At 62.3% G+C, this 15663-nt stretch carries 15 protein-coding genes; 10 read left to right on the top strand and 5 right to left on the bottom strand.

Annotated features, from left to right (window positions below; genetic code table 11):
• Nucleotides 1–36 precede the first annotated feature (36 nt).
• Complete coding sequence (locus tag BLR63_RS01510) at nucleotides 37–789, bottom strand: thioesterase II family protein (RefSeq protein WP_010566384.1); 753 nt, start codon at nucleotides 787–789, stop codon at nucleotides 37–39.
• 302 nt (nucleotides 790–1091) lie between these two features.
• Between BLR63_RS01510 and BLR63_RS01505 the strand changes: the two genes are divergently transcribed.
• Nucleotides 1092–1643 carry an RNA polymerase factor sigma-70 gene (locus BLR63_RS01505; protein ID WP_042947196.1) on the top strand — a complete coding sequence of 184 codons (552 nt, stop codon included), beginning with the start codon at nucleotides 1092–1094 and terminating at the stop codon, nucleotides 1641–1643.
• Between the two features lie 77 nt (nucleotides 1644–1720).
• Here the strand turns inward: BLR63_RS01505 and BLR63_RS01500 are convergent, their stop codons facing one another.
• Nucleotides 1721–2509 (bottom strand): substrate-binding periplasmic protein, encoded by a 789-nt coding sequence (locus BLR63_RS01500; RefSeq protein WP_081480380.1) that lies wholly within the window; start codon nucleotides 2507–2509, stop codon nucleotides 1721–1723.
• Between the two features lie 93 nt (nucleotides 2510–2602).
• A complete protein-coding gene (locus BLR63_RS01495; RefSeq protein WP_010566381.1) occupies nucleotides 2603–3226 on the bottom strand; it encodes a TetR/AcrR family transcriptional regulator in 624 nt (207 codons plus the stop codon).
• A gap of 153 nt (nucleotides 3227–3379) precedes the next feature.
• Between BLR63_RS01495 and BLR63_RS01490 the strand changes: the two genes are divergently transcribed.
• The 8 genes from BLR63_RS01490 (at nucleotide 3380) to ppnP (ending at nucleotide 12655) form a co-directional block, all read left to right on the top strand.
• Complete coding sequence (locus BLR63_RS01490) at nucleotides 3380–5158, top strand: acyclic terpene utilization AtuA family protein (protein WP_010566380.1); 1779 nt, start codon at nucleotides 3380–3382, stop codon at nucleotides 5156–5158.
• Between the two features lie 12 nt (nucleotides 5159–5170).
• Nucleotides 5171–6043, top strand: a complete 873-nt coding sequence (locus tag BLR63_RS01485) for an SDR family oxidoreductase (RefSeq protein WP_010566379.1) — start codon at nucleotides 5171–5173, stop codon at nucleotides 6041–6043.
• Nucleotides 6044–6046: 3 nt separating this feature from the next.
• On the top strand, nucleotides 6047–7663 hold the full coding sequence (gene atuC, locus BLR63_RS01480; RefSeq protein ID WP_010566378.1) for a geranyl-CoA carboxylase subunit beta: 1617 nt from the start codon (nucleotides 6047–6049) through the stop codon (nucleotides 7661–7663).
• 21 nt (nucleotides 7664–7684) lie between these two features.
• Nucleotides 7685–8842, top strand: a complete 1158-nt coding sequence (gene atuD, locus BLR63_RS01475) for a citronellyl-CoA dehydrogenase (protein WP_010566377.1) — start codon at nucleotides 7685–7687, stop codon at nucleotides 8840–8842.
• Nucleotides 8839–9606 carry an enoyl-CoA hydratase/isomerase family protein gene (locus BLR63_RS01470; RefSeq protein ID WP_010566376.1) on the top strand — a complete coding sequence of 256 codons (768 nt, stop codon included), beginning with the start codon at nucleotides 8839–8841 and terminating at the stop codon, nucleotides 9604–9606. Before atuD ends, BLR63_RS01470 begins: the two co-directional genes overlap by 4 nt.
• 111 nt (nucleotides 9607–9717) lie before the next feature.
• Nucleotides 9718–11640 carry an acetyl/propionyl/methylcrotonyl-CoA carboxylase subunit alpha gene (locus BLR63_RS01465; RefSeq protein ID WP_010566375.1) on the top strand — a complete coding sequence of 641 codons (1923 nt, stop codon included), beginning with the start codon at nucleotides 9718–9720 and terminating at the stop codon, nucleotides 11638–11640.
• 74 nt (nucleotides 11641–11714) lie between these two features.
• Nucleotides 11715–12257, top strand: coding sequence for an exonuclease domain-containing protein (locus BLR63_RS01460; protein WP_010566374.1), 543 nt, complete (start codon nucleotides 11715–11717; stop codon nucleotides 12255–12257).
• A gap of 113 nt (nucleotides 12258–12370) precedes the next feature.
• Nucleotides 12371–12655: a pyrimidine/purine nucleoside phosphorylase gene (ppnP, locus tag BLR63_RS01455; protein WP_010566373.1), complete on the top strand. Its 285-nt coding sequence runs from the start codon at nucleotides 12371–12373 to the stop codon at nucleotides 12653–12655.
• A 63-nt stretch (nucleotides 12656–12718) separates the two neighbouring features.
• On the opposite strand, the gene BLR63_RS01450 is transcribed toward ppnP, so the two are convergent.
• Both BLR63_RS01450 and BLR63_RS01445 read right to left on the bottom strand, forming a co-directional pair.
• Nucleotides 12719–13525: an MOSC domain-containing protein gene (locus BLR63_RS01450; protein WP_010566372.1), complete on the bottom strand. Its 807-nt coding sequence runs from the start codon at nucleotides 13523–13525 to the stop codon at nucleotides 12719–12721.
• 40 nt (nucleotides 13526–13565) lie between these two features.
• Entirely contained in the window at nucleotides 13566–14501 is a 936-nt protein-coding gene (locus BLR63_RS01445) for a chemotaxis protein CheV (protein ID WP_010566371.1), read from the bottom strand.
• A 548-nt stretch (nucleotides 14502–15049) separates the two neighbouring features.
• Between BLR63_RS01445 and BLR63_RS01440 the strand changes: the two genes are divergently transcribed.
• Nucleotides 15050–15499: a hypothetical protein gene (locus BLR63_RS01440; protein WP_042947190.1), complete on the top strand. Its 450-nt coding sequence runs from the start codon at nucleotides 15050–15052 to the stop codon at nucleotides 15497–15499.
• The last annotated feature ends 164 nt before the right edge of the window (nucleotides 15500–15663 follow it).

Genomic DNA, 15663 nt, shown 5'->3' with positions numbered 1-15663 from the left:
AATCGGCTTACGGGAAATTCGGGAATCGAAACGCTGTCAGCCAGCGGCCAGTTGCCGCGCCGCGCCGTTGCGCCAGCGGGCCAGGTGTTCGTCGGCGTAGCGCCGGACGCAGCGCAGCACGGCGCTTTCGTGCTGGATGAGGAAGAAGTGGTGACCGTCGAACATGTCCAGGGAAAAGCCGCTGGCCGCCTCGAGTTGCCAGTCGAGCAACTGGTCGGCGCGCACGCTGTCCTGCTTGCCACCGAACACGTGGATCGGCATATCCAGCAGCGCGCGCTCGCCATAACTGAAGCTGCCGCACAGCAGGAAGTCGGCGCGCAGGATCGGCAGCATCAATTGCATCAATTCGGGGTTGGCCAGGGCTTCTTCGGCGGTGCCTTGCAGTTCGCGCAGGCGGGCGATCAGTTGCTCGTCGGTCTTGGCGCGGGCGTATTCGCTGACATCACGCCGCGCCGGGCCGGCGGTGCCGGAGGCGAACAACGCCAGCGGCGCCGGCAGATTGCGCGCACTTAACGCATGGGCCAGCTCGAAGGCCAGCAGGCCGCCGAGGCTATGGCCGAACAGCGCATAGGGACCATTCAAGTCGCGGCTGATTTCTTCCGCGAGCTGCGCGGCCAGGGCCTTGATATCGCTCTGCAGCGGTTCATCCATGCGCCTGCCACGCCCAGGCAATTCCAGCGGGCACACCTGCAACCAGTCCGGCAGCGCCCGGCGCCAACGCACGTAAACCATGGCACTGGCACCCGAGTAGGGCAGGCAGAACAAGCGCAGTCGCGTCGGCGTACTCATCCCTCAAGCACTCCACACCGAAATACGCTGTGTGCACGATACAAACCCATCTCGTCCTCCTGCGGGTGTTGATCCTTGGCCGCTTGACTCACGGACCTGTCACCCAGAAGAACGGACGGCACCGGCAAATAATTAGTCGCCGGGAACACGCGAGACGCGGTTCACACCCACGCGAAAAGCATAAGATTAGTTATGCTTCTCATTTGACAATCATTATCATTCATCATAATTTGTTGCCCGATGTGTAGGAGGCATCAGCACGGACGCCCTCCCCCAACCTCTTCAGCGACAAGGTGATTTCCATGATGGAACCAGTATCCACAGGCAGGTGCGACTCACCGCTTCTCCAGGCATTCGTCGACAATCGATTGATCCTGGTGAAGATCGCGGCACGCATTACCGGGTGCCGCTCCCGAGCCGAAGACGTCGTGCAGGACGCTTACTTCCGGCTGCAATCGGCGCCGACGATTACCTCATCGTTCAAGGCGCAATTGAGTTACCTGTTCCAGATCGTGCGCAACCTGGCGATCGATCACTACCGCAAGCAGGCCCTGGAGCTCAAATATTCGGGGACCGAAGAGGAAGGCTTGAATGTGGTCATTCACGGCGCTTCACCGGAAACCTCTCACATCAATTTCAACACCCTGGAAAACATCGCCGACGCCCTGACGGAGTTGCCCCAGCGTACCCGCTATGCGTTCGAGATGTACCGTCTGCACGGCGTGCCGCAAAAGGACATCGCCAAGGAACTGGGCGTCTCGCCAACCCTGGTGAACTTCATGATTCGCGATGCATTGGTGCATTGCCGCAAGGTGTCGGGCAACCATAGCGATACGTTTGCACGGCGGATCTGACCCCGCCGCCCCCGTAGGAGCGAGCTTGCTCGCGAAGAACCTCAACGATAACGCAGCGCATCTGGAAGCCCACGGACTCAGGGCACGGCCATCACATCAATCCGATAGGGCTCGAAGATTTTCAGCATCTCTCCGCTGTCTCGCAAACGTTTGAGCAGTTCGGCAAACGCGACGCCGCTGATCGGTGCCTTGGGCCGCAGCAAGGCGTAGTGGTGGTACACCTGATCGATACGCTGCGACACCATGAGCTGCCCCGCCATATCGGCATTGCGCACCATGAAATCGCTCAGGTACGAACGGGTCACCAGCGCGATATCGGCACGCCCGCGGGCGACCATCAGCAGGTTGCTGTCGTGGGAATAGGTCAACGTGGCGTTGAAGTGCGTGGCCACGTACTTGGGGTCGGGGTTGAAGTTGGCAAAGGCGTAGTGATAACCGCTGAACACCGCCAGGCGCTTGCCGGCGAGGTCGGCAAAATAACCTTGATCGCGCTCGGGCTTACGCAGCGCGACGAATACTTCCGCATCTTCAAGCCCCATGTCGACACTGGTATGGGCAATCTCCTGCCAGCCCCAGTCGGGATTTTCAAAGATCGCCATATCGACCCGACCTTGCTCGAAATCCCGGAAACGTCGGGGGATCGAGGTGGGCACGAGCACGAATTGATAGTCGGTTTGCGAAGCGTTCAGCGCGTCCACCAGTTGCGGCAGCAACCCGGTGTCGGCGCCCTGCTCGGGGCGTACGGTATAGGGCGGGAAATGCGCGGCGCCAATGCGCACCAATTGCGCAGCCGAAGCCGGCATCCACCACAGGGTGCCCAATGCCCATAAAGTCAGTCCTGCAGCCAGCCGCCAGGGCGAATACATCGAGGCACACACCGTTCGCTACATTGATGGCGATAAGCTAGGCGGTTTTGTCCAGAGAGACAACTTTTCACCTGCAAATTAATCGCTTGCACCTCAGTCGGCTTTCAGAACCATCAGCAGTGCTTGCTCAGCCAACTCTTCGAGCGTGAGGCTGCCCTCGGCGCGGAACCAAGTGGTGGTCCAGGACAAAGCGCCGGTGAGAAAGCGCCGGGTGATAAACACATCGCCCCGGATATAGCCGGCGACCTTGGCCTCGCCCAGCACTTGCAGCCAGATCTCTTCGTATACATCACGCAGCGCCAGCACCCTGGCCTGGCCTTCGGCCGACAGCGAGCGCCATTCGTACACCAGCACCGCCATGGCCTCGCCGCTGCCGCCCATGATCGATTGCAATTCGCAACGAATCAGCGCCAGCACGCGTTCGCGCACGTTGCTCGCCTCTTCCAGCGAGGCGCGCATCAGTGCGGTGTTGTAGCGAATGGTTTCTTCCATCACCGCGCGCAGGATCTCGTCCTTGCTCTTGAAGTGATGAAAGATGCTGCCGGACTGAATCCCCACGGCACCGGCCAGGTCGCGCACCGTGGTGCGTTCGAAGCCTTTGTTGCGAAACAGATGCGCCGCCGTTTGCAGCAACTTGCCCCGGGCACTGTCGGGGTCGGTCAATTCACCGCCGTCGACCAGAGTGCGCATCACCTGCAGGGCTTTGTGCTCATCCATGCCTTTCTCCTCTACTTGCGCGGACGTCTTGGCCGGCAATTTAGGCCGTGACCGCCACCCAAGCAAGCGCTTGGCTAAAACTTGTCGGCAGCGTTTACAAACCAAGCGCTTGCTTGGTAGTCTCGCCAACAGCCATTCGAGGAAGGATTTCTCATGAGCAAGACGGTTCGTATCGGCTGCGCCAGCGCCTTCTGGGGCGACACCTGCACCGCCGCCGCCCAACTGGTGCACGGCGGCAGGCTCGATTACCTGGTGTTCGACTACCTGGCGGAAGTCACCATGTCGATCCTTGCCGGTGCGCGAATGAAAGATCCCCAGGCCGGTTATGCCAGCGACTTTGTCGAAGTCCTGACGCCGTTGCTGGGCGATATCCAGCACCAGGGCATTCGCGTGATCAGCAACGCCGGCGGCATCCACCCGCAAGCCTGCGCCGCCGCCCTGCAAGCGGCCTGCGACAAGGCCCAGTTGCCGCTGAAGATCGCCGTGCTGCTGGGCGACGACCTGCAACCCCAGCTCAAACACCTGCACGGCCTCACCGACATGTTCAACGGCACACCATTGCCGCCGATGTGCCTATCCGCGAATGCCTACCTCGGTGCGCCGGGCATTACCCAGGCGCTGGCACTGGGCGCGGATATCGTCATCACCGGTCGCGTGGTCGACAGCGCAGTGGTCAGCGCAGCGCTGGTGCATGAATTCAACTGGTCGTGGCACGACTACGACCGCCTCGCCCAAGCCGCCCTGGCCGGGCACATCATCGAATGCGGCGCCCAATGCACCGGCGGCAATTTCACCGATTGGCGCGACGTGCCGGACTACGCGCACATCGGTTTTCCCATCGTCGAGGTCAGCGCCGACGGCCAGTTCACCGTCAATAAAGTCGAAGGCACGGGCGGCTTGATCAGCGAGCTCAGCGTGGCCGAACAGCTGCTGTATGAAATCGGCGATCCGCACGCCTATTTACTGCCCGATGTGATCTGCGACTTCAGCCAGGTCAAAGTGCAGCAGCAAGGCAAAAACCGCGTGCGCCTGCACGGCGCCAAGGGCTTGCCACCCACCGACCAGTACAAAGTCAGCGCCACCTGCCCGGATGGTTTTCGCTGCACCGCCAGTTGCCTGATCGCCGGAATCGACGCGGTGGCCAAGGCCGAACGGGTCAGCCAGGCAATCATCGACAAAACCTCGGAACTGTTCAGCCAGCGCGGTTGGGCGCCCTACACCGAGGTGAACATCGAACTGCTCGGCAGCGAAGCGACCTATGGCGCCCACGCCAAGCGCCATGACACCCGCGAGGTGGTGCTCAAGCTGGCCGTGCGCCACCCGAGCAAACCGGCGCTGGTGCTGTTCGCCCGCGAGATAGCCCAGGCGGCCACCGGCATGGCGCCGGGGCTGACCGGCATTGTCGGCGGACGACCCACGGTGTATCCGCTGATTCGGCTGTTTTCGTTCCTGATCGATAAGGCCGCCTGCGAGGTAAACATCGACTTCCAGGGCGAACGCCTCGCCTGCACGCTACCCATCGCCGAGGCGCCTCGCGTGCCTGCCGCACCGAGGGATCCGCCCAAACCCCAAGGCCGCGCCGACGCCAGTGTGCCGCTGGTGAAACTCGCCGTGGCGCGCTCCGGCGACAAGGGCAACCACAGCAATATCGGGGTCATCGCTCGCGCCCCCGAATACCTGCCGTGGATCGCCGAAGCCCTGACCCCGGAAGTCATCGTCGACTGGATGAGCCACGTGCTCGACCCCGTCCACGGCCGCGTCCAACGCTGGTACCTGCCCGGCAGCCATAGCCTCAACTTCCTGCTGGAAAACGCCCTGGGCGGCGGCGGTATCGCCAGCCTGCGCATCGATCCGCAAGGCAAGGCCTTCGCCCAGCAACTGCTGGAAATCCCCATCGCCGTGCCGCAACACCTCGCCGATCAACTCACTTAAAGGAGCGTTGCCGTGGCCTACGATTCGATCTTCAAAGCCGACCTGTTCCAGGGCCACACCGTGATCGTCACCGGCGGCGGCAGTGGGATTGGCCGCTGCACCGCCCATGAGCTGGCGGCCCTTGGCGCGCGGGTGATCCTGGTGGGACGCAAAGCGCACAAGCTGGAACAGGTCGCGGCGCAAATCGCCGAAGACGGCGGCAGCGCCCATTGGCAAGCCTGCGACATCCGCGATGAAGAGGCGGTGAAGGCGCTGGTCAGCCAGATCGTCCACGAGCACGGTGCCATCCACGGCCTGGTCAACAATGCCGGCGGCCAGTACCCGTCGCCCCTGGCCTCGATCAATCAAAAAGGCTTTGAAACCGTGTTGCGCACCAACCTGGTCGGCGGTTTCCTGATGGCGCGGGAAGTGTTCAACCAATCCATGAGCAAGCACGGTGGCGCCATCGTCAACATGCTCGCCGACATGTGGGGCGGCATGCCCGGCATGGGCCACTCGGGCGCGGCGCGCGCAGGCATGGACAACCTCACCAAGACCGCCGCCTTCGAGTGGGGCTACGCCGGGGTGCGGGTCAATGCCGTGGCGCCGGGCTGGATTGCCTCCAGCGGCATGGACACCTACGAAGGCGCGTTCAAGGCGCTGATCCCGACCCTGCGCGAACACGTGCCCCTCAAGCGCATCGGCACCGAGTCGGAAGTCAGCGCGGCCATCGTGTTTCTGCTCAGCCCCGCCGCCGCTTTCATCAGCGGCAGCACCCTGCGCATCGATGGCGCCGCCAACCTGGGCAGTCGCGCCTGGCCGTTGCACCAGACACAGTCGCCGAGCGCACCGTTCAACGGTTTCCACCGCGCCTACCTGCCCGATGTGCTCAAGGCGGAGCAATAAACCATGCCGGTGATTGAAAGCTCGATCGACCCTCACAGCCCACAGTTCGCCCACAACCGCGCGACCATGCTCGCGGCCATCGCGCTACTGCGCCAGCTGGAACAGCACGTGCTCGCCAAGGCGCAGGAAGCCAAACCCAAGTTCGACCGACGCGGCCAGTTGCTGCCGCGCGAACGTCTGAACCTGCTGCTGGACCCCGGCGCACCGTTCCTGGAGCTGGCCAGCCTGGCCGGTTACAAACTCCACGACGACAAGGACGGCAGCGGCGCCGGCGGCGGGCTGATCGCTGGCATCGGTTATGTCAGTGGCGTGCGCGTGCTGGTGGTGGCCAATAACAGCGCGATCAAGGGCGGCACCATTTCCCCCACGGGCCTGAAGAAATCCCTGCGCCTGCAACAGATCGCGGTGGAAAACAAACTGCCGGTGGTGACCCTGGCCGAAAGCGGCGGCGCCAACCTCAATTACGCGGCGGAGATTTTCGTCGAAGGCGCGCGCAGTTTTGCCAATCAGGCGCGCATGTCGGCCATGGGGTTGCCGCAGATCACCGTGGTGCATGGCTCGGCGACGGCGGGCGGGGCGTACCAGCCGGGGCTGTCGGACTACGTGGTGGTGGTGCGCGGCAAAGCCAAACTGTTCCTGGCCGGGCCACCGCTGCTCAAGGCCGCCACCGGCGAAGTCGCCACCGACGAGGAACTGGGCGGCGCCGAGATGCACGCGCAAACCGCCGGCACCGCTGAATACCTGGCGGAAAACGACGCCGACGGCGTGCGTATCGTGCGCGAGATCGTCAGCCTGTTGCCCTGGAACGATCATCTGCCGCCCGCGCCAGCACGGGCGTACACCGAGCCGTTGTATCCCATCGACGACCTGCTCGGGCTGATCCCGGACGACCCGAAAAAAACCTATGACGTGCGCGAAATCCTCGCACGCCTGGCGGACGGCTCAGTCTTTCTTGAGTTCAAGGGCGAGTTCGATGCCCACACCGTCTGCGGCCATCTGCATATTCATGGCCGCGCCGTCGGCGTGATCGGCAACAACGGCCCGATCACGCCCAAGGGCGCGAGCAAGGCTGCGCAGTTTATCCAGCTGTGCGACCAGAGCCACACGCCGCTGCTGTTCCTGCACAACACCACCGGGTTCATGGTGGGCACCGAGTCCGAGCAGCAGGGGGTGATCAAGCACGGCGCGAAGATGATCCAGGCGGTGGCCAACGCGCGGGTGCCTAAACTCACGGTGGTGGTCGGCGGCTCCTACGGCGCCGGCAATTATGCGATGTGCGGCCGGGGCCTGGACCCGCGTTTTATCTTCGCCTGGCCCAACAGCCGCACGGCGGTGATGGGCGGCGCGCAAGCGGGCAAGGTGCTGCGGATCGTCACCGAGGCCAAGCAGTTGAAGGACGGTCTGGTGCCCGACCCCAAGATGCTGGACATGCTGGAACAGGTCACCGCGCAGAAGCTCGACAGCCAATCCACCGCGTTGTACGGCAGTGCGAACCTGTGGGACGACGGGCTGATCGACCCACGGGATACCCGGATTTTGCTGGGGTTTGTGCTGGATATCTGCCAGGAGGCCGAGGCGCGGCAATTGCACCCCAACAGCTTCGGTGTGGCACGTTTCTAACGATCGGGAGAACAACAAAAAATGATCTTTACCCAGGAACACCAGGAACTGCGCCGCACCGTCCGCGCCTTCGTCGACCGTGAAATCAACCCCCACGTGGATGCATGGGAAAAAGCCGGGCGCTTTCCCATCCACGAGATCTTGCGCAAGGCCGGCGACCTCGGCCTGCTGGGCATTTCCAAGCCAGAACAGTTCGGCGGCCTGGGCCTGGACTACAGCTACTCGATCGTCGCCGCCGAAGAATTCGGCACCATCCGCTGCGGCGGCATTCCCATGTCCATCGGCGTGCAGACCGACATGTGCACCCCCGCCCTCGCCCGCTTCGGCTCCGATGAACTGCGCGAAGAATTCCTGCGCCCGGCCATCAGCGGCGAGCAAGTGGGCTGCATCGGTGTGTCGGAAACCGGCGCGGGCTCCGATGTGGCCGGGCTGAAAACCCACGCGCGCAAAGACGGCGACGACTACGTGATCAATGGCAGCAAAATGTGGATCACCAACTCGCCCAGCGCTGACTTTATCTGCCTGTTGGCCAACACCTCCGACGACAAGCCGCACATCAACAAGTCGCTGATCATGGTGCCGATGAACACCCCCGGCATCAGCGTCAGCCCGCCCCTGGAAAAGCTCGGCATGCACAGCTCCGAGACCGCCCAGGTGTTCTTCGACGGCGTGCGCGTGCCGCAACGCAACCGTATTGGCCACGAAGGCGCGGGCTTCATGATGCAGATGCTGCAGTTCCAGGAAGAACGCCTGTTTGGCGCGGCCAATATGATCAAGGGCCTGGAATATTGCATCGACAGCACCATCGAGTACTGCAAGGAACGCCAGACCTTCGGCAAGGCGCTGATCGACAACCAGGTGATCCACTTTCGCCTGGCCGAGTTGTCCACCGAAATCGAATGCCTGCGCGCCCTGGTCTATCAGGCCACCGAGCAGTACATCAAAGGCCAGGACGTGACACGGTTGGCGTCGATGGCCAAGCTCAAGGCCGGACGCCTGGGCCGCGAAGTCAGCGACAGTTGCCTGCAATACTGGGGCGGCATGGGGTTCATGTGGGACAACCCGGTGGCGCGGGCGTATCGCGACGTGCGCCTGGTGTCGATCGGCGGCGGTGCCGACGAGATCATGCTGGGCATCATCTGCAAACTGATGGGCACGCTGCCGGGGAAAAAGTCATGAACACCCTGCTGCTCGAGGCCCATAACGGCGTGCTGCACATCACCCTCAACCGTCCCGAATGCCGCAACGCGATGAGCCTGGAGATGGTCAACGAATTGAGCGCGGTACTGGCGCAACTCGACAGCCAGGCGCGCGCCGTGGTGATCAGCGGCGCGGGCGGGCACTTCTGTGCCGGGGCGGATGTGAAGGACATGGCTCGCATCGGCGGCACACCGCAGTTACAGGCGTTGAACCGTGCGTTCGGCACCTTGCTGCAAGCCGTGGAAGCGCTGCCGCAAGTGGTGATCGTGGTGCTGCAGGGCGCGGTACTCGGCGGCGGCTTTGGTTTGGCATGCGTCAGCGATATTGCGATTGCCGACCATAAGGCGCAGTTCGGTTTACCGGAAACCAGCCTGGGTTTGCTGCCGGCGCAGATCGCGCCGTTCGTGGTCAAGCGCATCGGCCTGACCCAAGCACGACGGCTGGCGCTGACGGCGGCCAGGTTTGACGGCATTGAAGCGCAGCGATTGGGTGTGGTGCATTTCACCGAGCACGATCCGCAGGCCTTGGCCCAGCGCCTGGATGAAGTGCTGGGAGACGTGCTGCGCTGTGCGCCAGGGGCTAATGCACGCACCAAGGCGCTATTGCTGGCCAGTGTGGAGCAGCCGTTGGGGCCGTTGCTGGACCAGGCGGCGCAGTGGTTTGCCGAGGCGGTGAACGGGGAAGAAGGGATTGAGGGGACGCAGGCGTTTGTGCACAAGCGCAAGCCGAGTTGGTGCAAATGACGCCATCGGGAGCAAGCCCCCTACCACAGAAGAAACGCATTTCAAGCGGTGGGAGGGGGCTTGCTCCCGATGAGGCCAGCCTCTACATCACCTTCGCCCAGGAATAGCCCAATGCCCACATTCACCAAGATCCTGATCGCCAACCGCGGCGAAATCGCCTGCCGCATACAGCGCACCGCCCAGGCCTTGGGCTATCGCACCGTGGCGGTCTACAGCGACGCCGACGCCCAGGCCCTGCACGTGCAGATGGCCGACGAAGCCGTGCACATCGGCCCCGCCCCGGTGCAGCAGTCCTATCTCAACATCCCGGCGATCCTCGATGCGGCGCGGAGAACCGGCGCCGACGCCATCCATCCCGGCTATGGCTTCCTCTCGGAAAACCCTGACTTCGCCCGCGCCTGCCAGCAAGCCGGCCTCACCTTCATCGGCCCAAGCCCGCAGGCCATCGAGCTGATGGGCAGCAAGCGCCGCTCCAAACTGGCGATGCTCGAGGCCGGTGTGCCGTGCATCGCCGGCTACCAGGGCAGCGCGCAGGATGACGGCAGCCTGCAACGCGAAGCCGAGCGCATCGGCTTCCCGCTGATGATCAAAGCCAGCGCCGGCGGCGGCGGACGCGGCATGCGCCGGGTCCAGCAACGCGAGGATCTGCTGGAACAACTGCGCACCGCCCGCTCCGAAGCCCTGAACGCGTTTGGCAGCGACGAACTGATCCTCGAGCAAGCGCTGATCGAGCCGCGCCACGTCGAAATCCAGCTGTTCGGCGACAGCCATGGCCAGCTTATCTACCTCGGCGAGCGCGACTGCTCGATCCAGCGCCGCCATCAGAAAATCATCGAAGAAGCGCCCTGCCCGGTGATGACGCCCGCGTTGCGCCAGGCCATGGGCGAGGCCGCGCTCAAGGCCGGGCGCGCGGTGGATTACGTCGGCGCCGGCACCGTGGAATTCCTCCTCGACCGCGACGGCCGCTTCTACTTCCTGGAGATGAACACCCGCCTGCAAGTGGAACACCCGGTGACCGAGTTGATCACCGGTCTCGACTTGGTGAATTGGCAACTGCAGGTCGCCGCCGGCCAGCCCCTGCCGCTGACCCAGGCCGATGTGAGCCTGAGCGGCCACGCCATGGAAGTTCGCCTGTACGCCGAAGACCCGGCCCAAGGCTTTCTGCCGCAAACCGGTGAGGTTGTGCGCTGGGAACCGGCGGCCGGCGTGCGGGTTGACCATGGGATGCTGGAAGGCCAATGCATCAGCCCGTTCTATGACCCGATGCTGGGCAAGATCATCGCCCACGGCGCCACCCGCGAAGAGGCCCGGCGCAAATTGCTGCGGGCGGTGGAGGACACGCTGCTGCTGGGGGTCGCGAGTAACCAGAGGCTGCTGGCCGATCTGCTCAAGCACGCGGATTTTATCGACGGCGATTTCAGCACTGGGTTTATCGCCGAACACTTCAGCGACATTCCACGTCACACGGCGTCCGCTGAACAGCTGGCGTTGGCTGCCGCGCTGTTTTATCGCCACAGCGCCGCCCGGCATCACCAGGGTTTATCGGGATGGCACAACAACGCCACGCTGCCCTGGCGCTATCGCCTGGCGGTGAACGATGACATCCAGGACATCACCGTCAGCGTGTTGGAACACGACCGCCTGCAGGTCAATGGCCTCGACATCAGCCACCTCACCACCGACGGTCGCTGGGCCACGCTGGTGATCAACGGCATTCGTCGGCGCGTCGCTTATCACCTTGAAGGCACCCAACTGTGGTTGCCCAGCGTGACCGTGATCAACCGCACCCAGCAGGTCGCCGCTCGCCAGGCCGACGTCGGCAGCGGCACCGTCAAGGCGCCGATGGACGGCGCGATCGTCGACGTGCGGGTCAGCACCGGTGACCGTGTCACCCAAGGCCAACTGCTGCTGGTGCTCGAAGCGATGAAAATGGAGCATCCGCTGAAGGCCGGCATGGACGGTGTGGTCAAGGGCGTGCAGGTCATAGCGGGCGACCAGGTGCGAAATCGCCAGGTTTTACTGGAGATCGAATAACCGCCTGGGCGGAACTACGCGGTCGGGCTACGCTCTATCCCCATCAATAAGGGAAGAGTACGGGAACCTGCGCGATGCCTCATTGGCTGATTATTGACCTTGAAGCCACCACGGATGACGGCGGCTGGCCCGTCACGGAGATGGAAGTCATCGAGATCGGCGCCAGCCTGGTGAACCGCGAAGGCCGCGAACTGGATCACTTCCAGCGTTTTGTACGGCCACTGCGCCGTCCGCTGCTGACGCCCTTTTGCCGCAAGCTGACGCACATCACCCAGGCGAATATGGACAGCGCCGCGCCCATTACCGAGGTGTGGCCACTGTTCGAGCGCTGGTTGGGCCAGCACCAGCCGCGCCTGGAAGGCTGGGCCAGTTGGGGCGACTACGACCGCCACCAGTTGGAGCTGGAATGGCAGCGCCATGCCCTGGCCAGCGCACTGGCCCACACCCCCCATGTGAACCTCAAGCAGCGCTTCGCCAAGGCGCGGCGCCTGGACAAGCCCCTGGGGCTCAATGGCGCCCTGCAATTGGCCGGCATGCAGTTCCAAGGCCAGCAACACCGGGCGCTGGAAGATGCGCGCAACACCGCGCGCCTGCTGCCGCTGATTTTGCCGGTCTAGGCAGCTTCTCTTCGCTTGGGCATACTGACCGGCCTTTTTTCCGTAATTCTCCCTGTAGGCGCGAGCAAGCTCGCGCCTACAGGAAGCCTCAACCCTTTTCCGAGGAATCGCCCATGTTTAAAGTCAACGAGTACTTCGACGGCACCGTCAAGTCGATCGCTTTCGGCACCGCAGAAGGTCCGGCGACCATCGGCGTGATGGCCCCGGGCGAATACGAATTCGGCACCGCCCAGCGTGAAATCATGCACGTAGTGTCCGGCGCCCTGAGCGTCAAGCTGCCGGATGCCAACGCCTGGGAAACCTTCGCCGCCGGCAGCCAGTTCAACGTACCGGCCAACAGCAAGTTCCAGCTCAAGGTCGCCGTGGACACCGCTTACCTGTGCGAATACCGCGGCTGATCCACGCGGCGCAAAAAAAATGCCCGTCTCGCAGGAGACGGGCATTTTTCATGGGCGCGTGCATTATTCGAGGATCGTCACCGGCATGCCCACCTCAAGGTGGCCGGCGCCATCGTTGATCAGGTTCTGGCCAAAAATCGCGCCCTCTTCCGTCTTGCGATAGGCCTCGAGGGTTGCGAACGGCTCGCGGTCGGCACTGCGCTCGCCAGTTTGCGGGTCGATGGTGGTGAGGATGCAGCGTGAGCATGGCTTGACCGCACGAAACTCCACATCACCGATGCGCAAGCGCTTCCAGCCGTCCTCGGCAAAGGGCTCGCCACCTTCGATGACAAGGTTGGGCCGAAAACGCAGCATCTCCATGGGGCGGCCAATGCGTTGGGAAAGGTCGTCCAGGGACGCCTGGCCGATCAGCAGCAATGGATAACCGTCGGCAAACGCTACTTGGTCATCATCCTTGCCGAAACCGGCTTGGGTAGTGCGGGCGCGTTCCAGGGGCATCTGCACCAGCCGCGTGGGCTTGCCGATAAACTCACTGACCCAGGCGGCGGCTTCGTCACCGGCATCCGGTACGCGCAAGGTGTCGCGCCAGATGGTCACCCCGCGCAACTCGGCGTCGCCTCCCGGCAGCGGCACCTCCAACGGCGCGTAGCCGGGCGAGCTCAAGGTCAGCCCGCCGCTGGCGTTCCACAGCGCCGACAACTGGCTCATCTTCGCCACGGCACGCTGGGTGAGAAAACGCCCGCTGGCCTCGTCCACCAGCATCCAGCGTCGATCCCCGTCCAGGCCGAGTTTATCCAGGCCGATCTGCTGAAGCACTTCGGCTTTGCCGGACTTCAAGGGATAACGGTACAGCGCGCTGAGACGAAGCATGGGCCTGCATTCCTGAGGGGGCAAAGATGCCACCCTAAAGTCAAGCCGGCACTTCGTCCAGCATCAGTCGTTCACGCACCACATCCACCAGCTTGTCGGGCTGGAACTTGGACAGGAAATTGTCGCACCCGACTTTCTTCACCATCGACTCGTTGAAGCTGCCCGACAGCGACGTGTGCAGCACCACATACAGCTTGCGCAGGCGCGGGTCGTTGCGGATCTCGGTGGTCAGGCGGTAGCCGTCCATTTCGGGCATTTCGGCGTCGGTGAAGATCATCAGCAGCTTGTCGGTCATCACCTGGCCGCTATCGGCCCAGGCTTTGAGCATGTTCAGGGCTTTGAGGCCATCGCTGGCGATGTGCATCTTGACCCCCAACTGGCCCAGGGTGTCGCGCAACTGCGACAACGCCACGTTGGAGTCATCCACCAACAGCACTTCACGGCCACGGGCACGCTCCAGCACCGGGTCGTCGAGTTTTTCGCGGGACACCTTGGCGTTATACGGCACGATCTCGGCCAAGACTTTTTCCACGTCGATGATCTCCACCAACTGGTCGTCGACCTTGCTGATGGCGGTGAGGTAATGCTGGCGCCCGGCGCTGGTGGGCGGTGGCAGGATCGCTTCCCAGTTCATGTTGACGATACGGTCCACGCCGCCCACCAGGAACGCCTGCACCGAACGGTTGTACTCAGTAACGATAATCGTGCTGTCGGGACCCGGTACCAGCGGTCGCATGCCGATGGCCTGGGACAGGTCGATCACCGGCAGCGTCTGGCCGCGCAGGTTGACGACGCCGCAGACAAAGGGGTGACGCTGGGGCATCAACGTCAACTTGGGCAATTGCAGGACTTCCTGCACCTTGAACACGTTGATCGCGAACAATTGGCGCCCGGCCAGGCGAAACATGAGGATCTCCAGGCGATTCTCGCCCACCAGTTGTGTGCGTTGATCTACCGTGTCGAGAATGCCGGCCATTGAGAGCTCCTGTTTTGCGCTGGAAAGTGTTGCGCGAAAGTTTGTTCACTAAAGCCAGTTATCGGCGGCGAATGCCAGATCTTGACCCTTGTAAAATGCCACGCAAATTCATTGATGTCACACTGACATCATGCTTTACTGCGTTAGCCATCTCCAGACGGCGGCGAAGCGACATCGCGCGACATTCAAATCGACGCGAGGTTCCGCGACATAAGGGATTCCCCTATGCACAATCAGGCAAAACCTGATATTCGCAATATCTAATAGCCATTAATGTGATGCCATTCTCATTGCATGAATGGAGTCAGGCTTTTGTTTGCCATCCCTAGCCCTCGGTCCACGGGCCTTCCGGACCTACACGTCGCGGCAACCGAAGGTGTGCAACTGACCTCGATCATGAGGGCCACGCGCCGTCGTCGCCATCATTTAAATAAACGTCCTACTGAATACTCAGAATCAGCCTACAGACTTCAGTCAAATTTCAGCGCTAGTTTTAAGCCATTCGCCCGGTGCGACATCTCATCACCCGACCTTTTGCGGAGGCTTGCATGATGAACGACGGTAACGAGTGGCAACTGGCACTTCCAGAGTTCTTGCATCAGGCTGAAAAGCTGTTGGCCAAGTCCGAAGAGTGTCTCAGTCATTTGCATCTGATTCGCAATGACAGCGACGCGATCGACTGCATGAAGATCAGCTTGATCAACCTCGCCGAAAGAGCCGACGCCCTGGCATTGCAGGCGATCAGCGAATTCTCGCGACATATCCAATACTTGATCGCCAATGCGGAAAACCCTTTGCAACTGCATGATCAGGCCTTGGATGCCTTGCATGATTGCCTGACCCTGCTGGCCTGGCAGTTGGAGTTGATCGATATAAAGACAGGCCAGCTGGCTCTGGATGAAACCGAACAAACCACATTGATTGCCACGGCAGCCCTGCAGATTCCGCAAAAGGATTTCAGTGCCAAACCGCAGCAACGCCTGCATCATGCGTCCTGAGACACGATCAGGTCGCATTCACTCCATGGGGTATCTAAAAGCGACAAAAACAAATATCAAATAGCCACTAACCGGCCCACTGATACAACCAACTTAGATAATAAAATTTCCCATTCTTCAAACTCTGAGACTCTCCTCAGGGTATTGGCGTGGGTGATGGCGCG

It is taken from the genome of Pseudomonas extremaustralis (assembly GCF_900102035.1).
GTDB lineage: Bacteria > Pseudomonadota > Gammaproteobacteria > Pseudomonadales > Pseudomonadaceae > Aquipseudomonas > Aquipseudomonas extremaustralis.
Note: the sequence above shows the minus strand (reverse complement) of the source record. Positions and strands in the feature narration are given on the sequence as shown.

Bases quoted from the DNA above. Each gene is read 5' to 3' on its own strand.
- ppnP (WP_010566373.1), top strand. From the start codon at position 12,371: ATGTTTAAAGTCAACGAGTACTTCGACGGCACCGTCAAGTCGATCGCT.
- BLR63_RS01470 (WP_010566376.1), top strand. From the start codon at position 8,839: ATGAACACCCTGCTGCTCGAGGCCCATAACGGCGTGCTGCACATCACC.
- BLR63_RS01450 (WP_010566372.1), bottom strand. From the start codon at position 13,525: ATGCTTCGTCTCAGCGCGCTGTACCGTTATCCCTTGAAGTCCGGCAAA.
- BLR63_RS01505 (WP_042947196.1), top strand. From the start codon at position 1,092: ATGATGGAACCAGTATCCACAGGCAGGTGCGACTCACCGCTTCTCCAG.
- BLR63_RS01440 (WP_042947190.1), top strand. From the start codon at position 15,050: ATGATGAACGACGGTAACGAGTGGCAACTGGCACTTCCAGAGTTCTTG.
- BLR63_RS01460 (WP_010566374.1), top strand. From the start codon at position 11,715: ATGCCTCATTGGCTGATTATTGACCTTGAAGCCACCACGGATGACGGC.
- BLR63_RS01500 (WP_081480380.1), bottom strand. From the start codon at position 2,509: ATGTATTCGCCCTGGCGGCTGGCTGCAGGACTGACTTTATGGGCATTG.
- atuC (WP_010566378.1), top strand. From the start codon at position 6,047: ATGCCGGTGATTGAAAGCTCGATCGACCCTCACAGCCCACAGTTCGCC.
- BLR63_RS01465 (WP_010566375.1), top strand. From the start codon at position 9,718: ATGCCCACATTCACCAAGATCCTGATCGCCAACCGCGGCGAAATCGCC.
- BLR63_RS01510 (WP_010566384.1), bottom strand. From the start codon at position 789: ATGAGTACGCCGACGCGACTGCGCTTGTTCTGCCTGCCCTACTCGGGT.
- BLR63_RS01490 (WP_010566380.1), top strand. From the start codon at position 3,380: ATGAGCAAGACGGTTCGTATCGGCTGCGCCAGCGCCTTCTGGGGCGAC.
- BLR63_RS01495 (WP_010566381.1), bottom strand. From the start codon at position 3,226: ATGGATGAGCACAAAGCCCTGCAGGTGATGCGCACTCTGGTCGACGGC.
- BLR63_RS01445 (WP_010566371.1), bottom strand. From the start codon at position 14,501: ATGGCCGGCATTCTCGACACGGTAGATCAACGCACACAACTGGTGGGC.
- atuD (WP_010566377.1), top strand. From the start codon at position 7,685: ATGATCTTTACCCAGGAACACCAGGAACTGCGCCGCACCGTCCGCGCC.